This window comes from Leucobacter chironomi DSM 19883 (assembly GCF_000421845.1).
Classification (GTDB): domain Bacteria; phylum Actinomycetota; class Actinomycetes; order Actinomycetales; family Microbacteriaceae; genus Leucobacter; species Leucobacter chironomi.
Map to the genome: position 1 here is coordinate 339,609 of NZ_ATXU01000001.1, position 12,759 is coordinate 352,367.

General features: G+C 68.7%; 12 protein-coding genes. 7 read left to right on the plus strand and 5 right to left on the minus strand.

Translation table 11 applies throughout. The features are described from left to right. Position 1: 1 nt before the first annotated feature. The 3 genes from H629_RS0101395 to H629_RS0101405 all read right to left on the minus strand — a co-directional run bounded on the left by H629_RS0101395 (position 2) and on the right by H629_RS0101405 (position 3,605). Positions 2 to 952 carry an amino acid ABC transporter permease gene (locus H629_RS0101395; protein WP_205618675.1) on the minus strand — a complete coding sequence of 317 codons (951 nt, stop codon included), beginning with the start codon at positions 950 to 952 and terminating at the stop codon, positions 2 to 4. A gap of 3 nt (positions 953 to 955) precedes the next feature. Then, positions 956 to 1,879, minus strand: coding sequence for a transporter substrate-binding domain-containing protein (locus tag H629_RS0101400; protein WP_024355573.1), 924 nt, complete (start codon positions 1,877 to 1,879; stop codon positions 956 to 958). Between the two features lie 64 nt (positions 1,880 to 1,943). Beyond that, the gene (locus H629_RS0101405) at positions 1,944 to 3,605 is read right to left on the minus strand and encodes an amidohydrolase (protein ID WP_024355574.1); all 1,662 of its coding nucleotides are present in this window, start codon (positions 3,603 to 3,605) and stop codon (positions 1,944 to 1,946) included. 156 nt (positions 3,606 to 3,761) lie between these two features. Between H629_RS0101405 and H629_RS0101410 the strand changes: the two genes are divergently transcribed. Continuing rightward, the gene (locus H629_RS0101410; protein WP_024355575.1) at positions 3,762 to 4,754 is read left to right on the plus strand and encodes a LacI family DNA-binding transcriptional regulator; all 993 of its coding nucleotides are present in this window, start codon (positions 3,762 to 3,764) and stop codon (positions 4,752 to 4,754) included. A 25-nt stretch (positions 4,755 to 4,779) separates the two neighbouring features. Here the strand turns inward: H629_RS0101410 and H629_RS0101415 are convergent, their stop codons facing one another. Beyond that, positions 4,780 to 5,811 (minus strand): 4-hydroxy-3-methylbut-2-enyl diphosphate reductase, encoded by a 1,032-nt coding sequence (locus H629_RS0101415; RefSeq protein WP_029746433.1) that lies wholly within the window; start codon positions 5,809 to 5,811, stop codon positions 4,780 to 4,782. Positions 5,812 to 5,971: 160 nt separating this feature from the next. Between H629_RS0101415 and xseA the strand changes: the two genes are divergently transcribed. The 6 genes from xseA (at position 5,972) to H629_RS0101445 (ending at position 11,255) form a co-directional block, all read left to right on the plus strand. Then, positions 5,972 to 7,216 (plus strand): exodeoxyribonuclease VII large subunit, encoded by a 1,245-nt coding sequence (gene xseA / locus H629_RS0101420; protein ID WP_024355577.1) that lies wholly within the window; start codon positions 5,972 to 5,974, stop codon positions 7,214 to 7,216. A 51-nt stretch (positions 7,217 to 7,267) separates the two neighbouring features. Continuing rightward, on the plus strand, positions 7,268 to 7,510 hold the full coding sequence (locus H629_RS0101425; RefSeq protein WP_024355578.1) for an exodeoxyribonuclease VII small subunit: 243 nt from the start codon (positions 7,268 to 7,270) through the stop codon (positions 7,508 to 7,510). A gap of 3 nt (positions 7,511 to 7,513) precedes the next feature. Then, positions 7,514 to 8,203, plus strand: coding sequence for a DUF4245 family protein (locus H629_RS0101430; RefSeq protein WP_024355579.1), 690 nt, complete (start codon positions 7,514 to 7,516; stop codon positions 8,201 to 8,203). Next, entirely contained in the window at positions 8,203 to 8,877 is a 675-nt protein-coding gene (locus tag H629_RS0101435; RefSeq protein WP_024355580.1) for a carbonic anhydrase, read from the plus strand. The genes H629_RS0101430 and H629_RS0101435 overlap by 1 nt, the downstream gene beginning before the upstream one ends. Positions 8,878 to 8,959: 82 nt before the next feature. After that, positions 8,960 to 10,363 (plus strand): class II fumarate hydratase, encoded by a 1,404-nt coding sequence (locus tag H629_RS0101440; protein ID WP_024355581.1) that lies wholly within the window; start codon positions 8,960 to 8,962, stop codon positions 10,361 to 10,363. A 115-nt stretch (positions 10,364 to 10,478) separates the two neighbouring features. Then, a complete protein-coding gene (locus H629_RS0101445; protein ID WP_024355582.1) occupies positions 10,479 to 11,255 on the plus strand; it encodes an SGNH/GDSL hydrolase family protein in 777 nt (258 codons plus the stop codon). A 71-nt stretch (positions 11,256 to 11,326) separates the two neighbouring features. Here H629_RS0101445 and H629_RS0101450 read toward each other — a convergent pair whose 3' ends face one another. Next, a complete protein-coding gene (locus H629_RS0101450; protein WP_024355583.1) occupies positions 11,327 to 12,694 on the minus strand; it encodes a PhoH family protein in 1,368 nt (455 codons plus the stop codon). Between the last annotated feature and the right edge of the window lie 65 nt (positions 12,695 to 12,759).

Here is a 12,759-nt window from a genome sequence, read left to right on the forward strand (position 1 = left end):
CTCATCGCGTGGCCTCCTCGTTGCCGACCACGGGGATCTCGGCTTGTGCCGGGCCCCGGGTCTTCTTGCGCTTGCGCTCGATTCGAGCGTTCTGCCCCTTGGAGAAGTGACGCTCGAGTCGGCTCTGGCCGAACATCATGATCGAAGTGAAGACCAGGTACCACACCGAGGCGACCAGGAGCAGTGGGATCGGGTTGAGCGTCGCCGATGAGATGTCTCTGGCGCGGGTGTAGAGGTCGTAGTTGTACGGAACTGCGGTGACCAGAGACGTCGTCTTGAGCATCGAGATGAGCTCGTTGCCGGTTGGCGGAATGATGACCCTCATCGCCTGCGGAATGACGACCTTGCGCATTCGCAACCACCAGCTCATACCGAGAGCGTCGGCGGCCTCGCTCTGGCCGCGGTCGACCGAGAGCAGACCTGCCCGCACGATCTCAGCCATGTAGGCCGCTTCGTTCAGACCGAGGCCGACGACTGCGATCCAGAACACCGGGATGACGTCGGCAAGCTCAAGTGTGAACCACGGCTCGGCGAACGGCAGCCCGACGTTGACCTGCTGGTAGATCGCCGTGAAGAGGCCCCAGAAGACCAGCTGCACGTAGACGGGGGTGCCGCGGAACAGCCACAGGAACCCGAACGCGATGCTCCGGAGCACAGGGTTCGTCGTCTCGCGCATGATCGCGACAACGATGCCGACGACAATCGCGAGGATCATCGAGAGCACGGTCAGGGCGAGCGTGTTCAGCGCGCCCATCATCACGCGGCCGTCGAAGAGGTACTGCGCGAAGGAAGGCCAGTCGTAGGCCTCGCGCTGGGCCGCATCGAGGACGAACGCGATGATCGCAATGATGAGAGCGACCGCGAAGAAGTTGCGCCAGGGGTGGCGGAGTGGCACCGCTCGAATCGGCTTCGGCGGTGCCACATTGACCACCTGGGTGATCGGCTGGGTCACGTGTTAGTCCTTATCGCCAGCGTTGATGGTGATCTTGTCGTAGCGCCCGGCCTCGACACCCCAGAACTCGAGGATCTGGTCGTAGGTGCCGTCGTCGTGCATTGACTGCAGGGCAACGGCGAAGGCCTCGGCCAGTTCGCCGCCGGTCTTCTTCGAGAACGGCGCACCGGCGGGCATGTTCTCGTAGATCGGCGAGCCGACGAGCTTGCCCTCGGAGTTCTTCACCGCGTAGCTGACGACGGGCGAGTCTGCGACGAGCGCGTATGCGCGTCCCAGATTCACCGCGGCGACCATCTCGTCAGTGGTGTCGTAGCCGAGGGTGTCGATGGTGCCTTTGCCCGCCGCATCGCACTTCTTCTGCACCTCGGGGAGGTAGTAGAGGGGTGCGGAGCCACCGTTGGGCACGGCGATCTTCTGGCCGCAGATGTCGAGTTCATCGTCGATCGCGTTCTCTTCAAGCGAGGCGAACTGGTTGCCGGCCCAGATGAAGTCGACGACGTCGAAGTCCTTCTGGCGCTTCAGCGTGTCGTAGTAGCCGGCAATGCCGAGGTCGAACTTGCCGAGCTCGATGTTCGGGATGATGTTCTCGAACTTCGCGATCTTCAGCTCCGGCTCGAGGCCCATCCGGGTGATGGCGGCGGCGACCATGTCGACCTCCCAGCCGATCGCGTTGCCGTCCGCGTCCTTGAACTCGTTGGGCGGGTACGTCGCATCGACGCCGACGGTGACGCTGCCGCGCTCTGCGATATCAGCGGGGACGAGGGCCTTGGCCTCTTCGTTGACTCCGAGCTTCGCGAGGTCGACCGCGGTGTTCGCGGACGTCGTCTCCTCAGCGGCCTTCGGGTCGGCGTCCTTGCCGGCGCCCGAGCAACCAGCGGTGAGCAGCATGGCGGCGATCGCCGCTGCTGCCAGCAGGCTCTTCTTCATGTGGGTTCCTTTCATTGGATGGGTGTGATGGATTCGAGGTGCGGATGGGGTCGCAGGGTGTGGATCAGCGGCTGTGCACGAGGCGACCGTCGACGTAGACCCGCTCTGCCACGGTTTCGTGGATGCTCGCGCTCTCGCCGAGGAAGGGATCGCGATTCGCGATGACGACGTCGGCGAGCATTCCGGGGGCGATACGCCCGACTTCGTGATCGCGACCGTTGGTCTCGATGCCGCCGAGGGTGTAGGCCCGCAGGGCGGCGGCGAGCGGGAGCCGCTCGTGTTCGAGGAACACGCGTTCGCTGAAGTCGGGGTGGTCGGCGGGCACCTGGCGGTTCACCGCGACGTGGATCCCGAGCCACGGGTCGGCCGAGGTGACCGGCCAATCCGAGCCGCCGCTCAGGTGGCTGCCTGCGCCGAGCAGGGAGGCGAAGGGGTACTGGTGCCCCACCCGCTCGTCGCCGAGGAATGGCACGGTCAGTTCGAGCATCTGGGGGTCGTAGCTGGCCCAGAGCGGCTGCATGTTCGCAGAGGCGTTGAGCTGCGCGAAGCGGGGCACGTCGTCGGGGTTGATGATTTGGATGTGGGCGATCGTGTGCATCATGGTCGATGCCTCGCCGTTCGTCTCGCGTGCCTGCTCGACTGCGTCGAGGGCCTCGCGCACGCCGCGGTCGCCGAGGGCGTGGAAGTGCACCTGGAAGCCTTGCCTGTCGAGCTCGGTGACGTATTCGCGCAGGCGCTCGGGATCGACGAAGGAGATGCCGGAGTTGTCGGAGACGCGATGCTCGCATCCCGGAGCGAGGTAGGGCGTGATCATTGCCGCGGTCTGGTTCTCGGCCACGCCGTCCTGCATGATCTTGACGGTGTCGGCGCGGAACCGGCGCCCGGCCACCGCGGCTCGACGTGCGGCGAAGTCTGCGATCTGTTCGACGCCTTGGGTGCGCTCCCACCAGAGCGCACCGTTGACCCGTGCGATCAGTTCGCCGCGCTCTTCTGCCGCACGATAGACGTTGTAGAACTCGGGGCTGTGATTGCCGTACTGGCCGATCAGCGCGTCCTGCCAGCTCGTGATGCCGTATTCGATGAGTTTGCGCTGACCGACGAGGAACCCTTCGTACATGAACTCGACGGTGGGCTGCGGGGCGTGGCGGAGGGCGAGCATGCGCGCGCCTTCGTGCAGTGTTCCGGTCGGTTCGCCCTGGTCGTCGCGCTCGATCCGCCCGTCTGCAGGGTCGGGGGTGTTCCGGTCGATACCGCATCGGCGGAGAGCTTCGCTGTTCACCCAGGCGCTGTGATGGTCGCGGTTCGAGATGATGATCGCCCGGTCCGTGCAGATCGCGTCCAAGTCTTCCTTCACCGGGGTTCCGCCGGGGAAGGCGGCCTGCTGCCAGCCTGCGCCGATGATCCAGTCGACGTCGGGGTTTTCTTCGACGTACGCGTGCACCAGCTTGAGGTAGTCCTCGCGGGTGTACCCCTCGCTCAGGTCGCAGCCGAGCATCTCCATCCCCGCTTCGATCGGGTGGACGTGCGAGTCGTTCATGCCGGGGTGCACGAGCTTGCCGTCCGCGTCGACCACCTCGGTCGAGCTCTCGATAGCGTCCAGCACCTCCTGGCCGACCATCACGATTCGACCGTCGCGGATACCGATGTGGTGGGGAGCCGGAATATACTGCTCACCGTCGAACACCGCGCCGTTCAGAATGGCGAGGTCGAGAGAAACGTGCTCCACAGGACTCCTTTGTCAAGACAGGTCTTTCAGTAACTTAATCGTTTAAGCTACGAGAAGCGACCTTAGACGACCGCGCATCGAGGTGTCAAGCCGCAATGGCTGCGAACGATGCCACGACGATTGCCGTCGCTATACTCGGGACGGCAACGGAGGACTATGGCGACGAAACTGACTGATATTGCGGCAAGCACCGGCTTCTCGGTGGCCGCGGTATCCATGGCGATCAATGGCAAGCCTGGCGTCTCGGAGTCGACGCGTGCAGTCATCCTCGCCGAGGCCGATCGTCTCGGATATCGACCCAATCAGAGTGGGCGCGCCCTGCGGCTCTCGCGGGTCGGTTCCATCGGCATCTACACCCCCGCGTCCCTCATGGAGTATCCGCTCTACTACGGCGAGATCACCCGCGGGGTGGTCGCCGGACTGGCCGACTCCGGGTATTCGCCGGTCATGCTGCCCTCAGCCAGCGAAACCGGAGACCTGCGGGATCTGCCAGCCGTCGACGGATACATCCTGGTCGAGCCGCACTCGGACGATCTCGGCACGCATGAGATTCTGCGCGGCGAAGCCGCCACCGTCTGCATCGACCCCGCTCCTCCTGGCTCAGCAGAGCCCTGGGGAGTCGTCGAGTCCGATACGCGCACCAGCACAACCGAGGCGCTCGACATCATGGTCGCGAGAGGCAGCGAACGCCCGGGGCTGCTGACCGTCGAGACGGTCTCGCAGTGGACCGTGAGCATCGAGGCCCGATACCGCGAATGGTGCGCTGAACGCGGGATCCCCCCCGAGGTGGTTCGCCTCGACCCCGGCGAGGGGAACGGTTCGCTGCGCCAGAAACTGGCCGCAGCGATCGGCGAGCACGCCGAGTCCTGCGATGGGCTGTTCATCTGCGGAGACAGCATCGCGGTCAGAATCGCCGGCGTGCTGCGCAGTTTGGGGTACGTCGTCGGCGAGGACGTCAAGCTCGTCTCAGGAGTGGACAGCACCATGATGGAGTACCACACGCCTCCGATCACATCGGTCGACCTGAGCCCGCTCGTCTTCGGGCAACGCGCGGCCCGCATGATGCTCGAACTGCTCGAACTTCCCGAGCGGCCTTCCGCCATGCGTCGCGAAGTGCTGCCCGCACCGCTCGTGCCTCGCGCGACGTGAGCATAGGCCGACAGGCCGCAGCGCGTCAGCGCACGCGCCCCCCGAGGGCCCGCGCGTCGCGGTTGCCCGAGGCGTCCTGCCGCAGCTCCTTGGGCAGTGAGAAGACCAGGTCCTCCTCGGCCGTGACGGTCGCCTCGACATCCGAGTAGCCGGCATCGGCGAGGTCGTCGAGCAGTTCCTGCACGAGCACCTCGGGCACCGAGGCGCCGCTCGTCACTCCGATGGTGCGCACGCCGTCGAGCCACTCCTGCTTGACCTCGCTGGCGAAGTCGACGCGGTAGGCCGCCTTTGCGCCGTACTCCAGGGCCACCTCGACCAGGCGCACCGAGTTCGACGAGTTCGACGAGCCGACGACGATCACGAGATCGGCCTGCCGGGCGATCTTCTTGATCGCGACCTGGCGGTTCTGCGTGGCGTAGCAGATGTCGTCGCTCGGCGGGTCCTGCAGACTCGGGAACTTCTCGCGGAGCCTGCGCACGGTCTCCATCGTCTCGTCGACCGAGAGCGTCGTCTGGGAGAGCCAGACGAGCTTGTCCGGATTCTCGACCTCGAGCGTGTCGACGTCCTCCGGGGAGTTCACGATGGTGATGTGATCGGGAGCCTCTCCAGCGGTGCCCTCGACCTCCTCGTGGCCGGTGTGGCCGATGAGCAGGATCTCGAGATCCTGCTTCGCGAAGCGCACGGCCTCGCGGTGCACCTTGGTGACGAGCGGGCAGGTGGCATCGATGGCGTGAAGGCCGCGCTCTTCGGCGGCGTTCACCACGGCGGGCGAGACGCCGTGGGCCGAGAACACGACGTTCGCACCCTCGGGCACCTCGTCGACCTCCTCGACGAAGATCGCCCCCATCTTCTCGAGCGTCCGCACCACGTGCACGTTGTGCACGATCTGCTTGCGCACGTACACGGGGGCGCCGTAGCGGTCGAGCGCCTTCTCCACGGCGACGACGGCGCGGTCCACACCGGCGCAGTAGCCGCGGGGCGCCGCGAGCAGCACCTTCTTCTCCCCCGAGACGGGTTCGTTCTTCAGCCGGCCCGCTTCTCGCCGCAGCCGGGGCATCGCAAGGCTGACGACCGGCGCACCGATGGTGCGCGGATCCCGGGCCTGCGGGGCGGTCTGGGCAGCGAGGACGTCACTCATGGCCCCGATTCTACCGGCCCTACCTGGGCCGTCCCTCTTCGCATTCAGGGCCGTCGGGGCTGCGGCTAGGCTGGTCCGCATGGCCGAAGCAGGATCCCAGGCACCCGCCACCCGCGACGCTCCGTGGCCGGTGGGTCTCATGAGCGAGAAGATCGCGGCGTGGATCGATCGGCTCGGACAGGTCTGGATCGAGGGCGAGATCACGCAGTGGCAGCTGCGCGGCGGCCACGTCTACGGCAAGCTCAAGGATCTGGGACAGGATGCGACGGTGAGTTTCACCGTGTGGCGTTCGGTCGCGCAGCGGCTCACGAGCGAGTTCGCGCAGGGCGACCGGGTGATCGCGCTCGTGAAGCCGAACTTCTGGGTGAAGGGCGGCAGCCTCACGGTGCAGGTCTTCGAGCTGTCGCATGTGGGGCTCGGCGAGCTGCTGGAGCGTCTCGAACGGCTGCGTCGCCAGCTGCAGGCGGAGGGCCTCTTCGATCCGTCCCGCAAGCGTCCGCTGCCGTTCCTGCCGGGACTCATCGGGCTCGTGACGGGGCGCGATTCGGACGCCGAGAAGGATGTGATCCGCAATGCGACGCTGCGCTGGCCGGGCGTGCGGTTCAAGATCCACTACGCGGCGGTGCAGGGGGATCGCGCGGCGGCCGAGGTGGCTGCCGGTATCGAGGCGCTGGATCGCGATCCCGAGGTCGAGGTGATCGTCGTCGCGCGCGGCGGCGGCGACTTCCAGAACCTGCTGCCGTTCAGCGATGAGCGCGTGGTGCGGGCGGCGGCGGGCGCGAGCACGCCGCTCGTGAGCGCGATCGGGCATGAGGCGGATCGCCCGCTGCTCGACGAGGTGGCGGATCTGCGCGCTTCCACCCCGACCGACGCGGCGAAGCGCGTGGTGCCGGACGTGGGCGAGGAACTCGCGGGCCTCGATCAGGCGCGGGCTCGCATGAGCGCGCGCCTGGGTCAGCTGCTCGCGCACGAGACGGATCGGGTGCTGCAGCTGCGGGGGCGGCCGGTGCTGGCGCAGCCCGAGCGCATCGTCGACGAGCGGGCCGAGGAGCTGGTGCGCTGGGTGGCGCGGGGCACGGAGCTCGCGGATCGGGCGGTCGAGGATCGCGGGCTCGCGCTCGGCGAGGCGCGAGCCCGCCTGGGAGCGCTCTCCCCGCGTGCGACGCTCGAGCGCGGCTATGCGATCGCGCAGCTCACGGCGGCGGACGGCGCGGCCGGCGCCGTGCTGCGCGATCCGGCCGATGCCCCGGAGGGCGCCCGGATCCGCCTCTCCCTCGCGGGGGGCCGCCTCGACGCGACCTCGGACGGGCCTGCCGGCGCCTGAGCCGGGCCGCCGGATCGTCGGTTGTCAGCGGCGGGCGGTAAGCTGGGCGGCATGGCAGAAACGGCAAGCCAGGATCCCGCCGCGCTCAGTTACGAGCAGGCGCGCGACGAACTCGTCCAGGTGGTGAGCAGGCTCGAGCAGGGCGGCATCACCCTTGAGGAGTCGCTGCAGCTGTGGGAGCGCGGTGAGGCGCTGGCGGCTCGCTGCGAGGAGTGGCTGCTCGGTGCGCGCCAGCGCTTGGAGGCGGCCCGTCAGGGCGGCTCCGTCGAGGCCGCGTCCGGAGCGGACGCGTAGGGCATGGCGAAGAAGCAGAAGCCCCCGGTGGTGGTGGCCGAGCTCGGCCGCCCGGAGACCCCGTCCGAGACCGCCGCGCGCAAAGCCCACGACAGCCGCATGTACCGCCAGCGCAAGACCGTCAACAACCTGGTCTTCTCGCTGATCGTGAGCGTCGGACTGATGCTGGTGATCGTGCTCATGGCGCCCGGTCTCGTCGGCGGCAAGAGCGGCTTCGAAGACCACTCGGTCGACGTCGCCTCCCTCGCGGTCGAGGCTTCGCCGAGCGCGGGCCGCACGCTCGCCGCCCCCGAGGTGCCCGAGAGCTGGAAGGCCAAGAACGCGGGCCTGCGCCAGCGCGACGGCGTCACCTCCTGGCAGATCGACTACACCACCGTCGACGAGGCCACGGGCCATCAGGCGTACGCCGCCGTCGTGCAGGCCTTCACCGCGGACGGCTCCGCCGTCAACGAGCGGTGGATCTCGCAGGCGCTCGAGCAGCAGGCCCCGACGGGCGCGGAGCAGATCGGCGGCATCGACTGGGTCGTGTACGAGCACCCCGACCGCAGCCCCGACGCGAGCAACATGCTGTTCGGCCTGCAGGGCGACTGGGAGGGCGACACGATCCTCGTCTACGGCACCGACAGCCCGGCCACTATTCGTACGCTGGCGGCCGAGGTCGCCGGCTCGCTCACGGCATCGAAGGAGCAGTGATGACCTCACCTCGAGTGACCCCTCAGCAGGCCTGGGACGAACTCATCGCCGGCAACGAGCGGTTCGTCGCCGGCGCATCGGCGCACCCCAATCAGGACGTCGAGCGCCGCAGCGAGCTCGCCAACACTCAGACCCCTGACGTCGCGCTCTTCGGCTGCGCCGACTCGCGCATGGCCGCCGAGATCATCTTCGATCGCGGCCTCGGTGATCTCTTCATCGCGCGCAACATGGGTCACGTCGTCGCCGAGTCGATCACGGCGTCGATGGAGTACGCGGTCACCGCGCTCGGCTCGGCGCTGATCGTGGTGCTCGCGCACGACTCGTGCGGCGCGGTCGCAGCCGCGATCGACCAGACCGGCCGCGAGCCGTCCGCGGTGACGGAGTCGGTGCGCAACACGCTCGCCCCGATCCAGCCCTCCGTGCAGCGGCTCTGGCTGCGCGAGCACACCGACACCCCCTACGCGGACGCAGCGCGGATCGACGCCAACGCCGTGGGGCGCATCCACCTGACCGCCACCGTGAACGCGCTGCTGCGCTCCTCGCGCGCGATCAGCGACGCGGTCGACTCCGGCAGGCTCGCGATCGTCGGCTGCCAGTACCGGCTCACCGAGGGGCGTGCCGTGCCCTACAGCGTGGTCGGCCCCGTCGATGTCGAGCTCGCGCCGATCGACTGACGACTCCCCCTCCCATCTGATCCGCTTTCAGCCACCGAGATCCCACGATTCAGCGCGGGATGACGAAGAGAAAAGGAATGCAGTGACCGAAATCGAGTACCGCATCGAGCACGACACCATGGGCGAGGTGCGCGTTCCCAAGAACGCCCTCTACGCCGCGCAGACGCAGCGCGCCGTCGAGAACTTCCCCATCTCGGGCAAGGGCCTCGAGCCGGCCCAGATCGTGGCGCTGGCCCGCATCAAGCGCGCCGCGGCGATCGCCAACAAGGAGCTCGGCATCCTCGAGGCCGGCATCGCGGACGCGATCGTTGCCGCCGCCGACGAGATCATCGGCGGCGCGCACCACGACCAGTTCCCGGTCGACACCTACCAGACCGGTTCGGGCACCTCCTCGAACATGAACATGAACGAGGTGCTCGCGACGCTCGCCACGAAGCATCTCGGCGCCCCCGTGCACCCGAACGACCACGTCAACGCTTCGCAGTCGTCGAACGACGTCTTCCCGACCTCGGTGCACATCGCCGTCACGGGCGCGCTCATCGAGCAGCTCAAGCCCGCGCTGGAGCACCTCGCCGAGGCCTTCGAGGAGAAGGCCGAGCTGTGGAAGACCGCCGTGAAGTCGGGCCGCACCCACCTCATGGACGCCACCCCCGTCACTCTCGGCCAGGAGTTCGGCGGCTTCGCCGCGCAGATCCGCTACGGCATCGAGCGCGTCGAGGCGGCACTCCCCCGCGTCGCCGAGGTGCCCCAGGGCGGCACCGCCGTCGGCACCGGCATCAACACCCCCCTCGGCTTCCCCGAGAAGGTCATCTCGGAGATCGCGGCGTCGAGCGGCCTGCCGATCACCGAGGCCCGCAACCACTTCGAGGCGCAGGCCAACCGCGACGGCCTCGTCGAGGCCTCGGGCGCGCTGCGCACCATCGCCGTGTCGCTGACCAAGATCAACAACGACATCCGCTGGATGGGTTCGGGCCCCAACACGGGCCTCGCCGAGCTGCACATTCCCGATCTGCAGCCCGGCTCCTCGATCATGCCCGGCAAGGTCAACCCGGTCGTCCCCGAGGCCGTGCTCATGGTGTGCGCGCGCGTCATCGGCAACGATGCGACGATCGCGTGGGCCGGCGCTTCGGGCTCGTTCGAGCTCAACGTGCAGATCCCGGTCATGGGCACCGCGCTGCTCGAGTCGATCCGCCTGCTCGCGAACGCCTCGATCGTGCTCGCCGACAAGACCGTCAAGGGGCTCGAGGCGAACCTCGAGCGCGCGGCGGCCCTGGCCGGCATGAGCCCCTCGACCGTCACCCCGCTCAACCGCCTCATCGGCTACGAGGCCGCGGCGAAGATCGCGAAGCACTCGGTGAAGAAGGGCATCACGGTGCGCGAGGCCGTCGTCGATCTCGGCTACGTCGAGCGCGGCGAGGTTTCGGAGGCCGACCTCGACAAGGCGCTCGACCTGCTGTCGATGACCCACCCGGGCGTCGCCAAGTAGCTCGGCGCTCACGCGCAGGGGGTTCGGGATCACGCGATCCCGAACCCCCTGCGTCGTTATCGGGCGACCGCACGCCAAGCGGGCCGGTGTCAGCGACGCTCGCTACGCTGGAGGGATGATGCTGGCCCAGTCCCCCGCGCACGGAGCGAAAGCCCTTGCACTGTCGGCGGCGGCGACCTTCGCGCAACTGGTGAAGTGGCACCGGCTGTACGAGTGGGCGAACCGCCCGCTCATGCGGCTCGCCGAGATGCAGCCCGTCACCGCCGCCTGGTGGCGCGAACGCCGCAAGCAGCCGGGCGATTTCCTCTATCTCGCGCTCGGCGATTCGACGGCGCAGGGCATCGGGGCGAGCAGCCCCGGACGCAGCTACGTGGGGCAGCTCGCCGACCGCATCGAGGCCCACCTGGGGGAGCCGATCGCGGTCACGAACCTCGGCGTCTCCGGGGCGCCCTCGAATCTGTGCGCGCGGGATCAGCTGCCGCGCGCCGCGAAGGTGCTCGCACGGCACAGCCCCGACCTCGTCACGCTCGACATCGGCGCGAACGACATCGCGCAGTGGGATCCGCGGGCCTTCCACCGCAACCTCTCGGCCATCCTCGACGCGCTGCCCGACCACACCATCGTGGGCGAGGTGCCCTCCTTCCACCTGCCCTGGAACGACCGCCGGGTGCGCGAGGCGAACCGGATCCTGCGCACCATCGCAGCGGATCGCGGGCTCGCGGTGGTGCCGATCTACGAGGCGACGCGGGCCCGGGGCGTGCGGGGCATTCTCACCGAGTTCGCCGAGGACGCCTTCCACCCGAACGACCGCGGCTACGAGATCTGGGCCGACGCCTTCTGGCCGGTCGTGCGCGCTCGGATCGACGCGCTCGCGCAGCAGCGCGCGAACTGAGCCCGCACTGCCCCTCGCGGCTGGGCCCCTCCCCGGATCTCGCGGAGGGGCCCAGCCGTAGGAGGCGCCGGCTACGGAGTGTCGAGCAGTTCGGTGACGAGCGCCGCGATCTCGCTGCGCTCGGAGCGGGTGAGCGTCACGTGCCCGAACAGCGGGTGCCCCTTGAGCTTCTCGATCACGGCCGCGATCCCGTCGTAGCGCCCCACCCGCAGGTTGTCGCGCTGCGCGACGTCGTGCGTGAGCACCACCCGCGAGTTCTGGCCGATGCGCGAGAGCATCGTGAGCAGCACCCCGCGTTCGAGCGACTGCGCTTCGTCGACGATCACGAAGGCGTCGTGCAGCGAGCGGCCGCGGATGTGCGTGAGCGGCAGCACCTCGATGAGGTCTCGCGCGATCACCTCGTCGAGCACGTTCTCGGAGACGATCGAGCCGAGCGTGTCGAACACGGCCTGCGCCCACGGCCCCATCTTCTCGTCGCGGTCGCCGGGCAGGTAGCCGAGCTCCTGGCCGCCGACCGCGTAGAGGGGGCGGAACACCATGATCTTGCGGTGCTGGCGCCGTTCGAGCACCGCTTCGAGCCCGGCGGCGAGCGCGAGCGCCGACTTGCCGGTACCTGCGCTGCCGCCGAGGGAGACGATGCCGAAGTTCGGGTCGAGCAGCAGATCGATGGCGAGGCGCTGCTCCGCGCTGCGGCCCGTCACGCCGAACACCTCGCGGTCGCCGCGCACGAGCCGCAGCGAGCCGGGTCCCTCCACGCGGCCGAGGGCGGATCCGCGCGGGGAGGTGAGGATCAGACCGGTGCCGCGCGGCAGGCCATCGACTTCGGCGACGCCGTCGAGGCGGTCCTCGTCCCAGAGGTCCCGCATCTGCTCCTCGTCGAGATCGATGGCGGCGGTGCCGCTGTAGGCGTCGTCGTGGGCTTGCTCGGCCCGGTACTCCTCGGAGCCGAGCCCGATGGCGGCCGCCTTGAGGCGCATCGGCAGATCCTTCGACACGACCGTGACTTCGAGGCCCTCCCCGGCGAGATTCTGCGCAACGGCGAGGATCCGCGTGTCGTTGTCGCCGAGCCGCATCCCGCTCGGCAGCGTGTCGACGCTGGAGTGGTTGAGCTCGACGCGAACGGTGCCGCCGGTGTCGCCCACGGGCACCGGGAAGTCGAGGCGCAGATGCTTCTCGCGCAGTTCGTCCAGGATGCGCAGGGCACGGCGGGCGAAGTAGCCGAGTTCGGGGTCGTGGCGCTTCTTCTCGAGCTCGATGACGACCACGACCGGCAGCACGACCGAGTGCTCGGCGAAGCGGAACAGCGCGGCGGGATCGCTCAGCAGCACCGAGGTGTCGAGCACGTAGGTGCGCTGCGCCTGCCGCGCTGCGTCGAGATCGTCGTGGGCGCCGGGCGCCTGCGTCGGGGCGGGCGTTGCGGGGTGCTGGGTTTCGGCCACGATGGCTCCTCTGCTCCGGGGCGGCTGCCCCGTTTCAGCGAGGTTGGCACTCCGAGCGGTGCCGG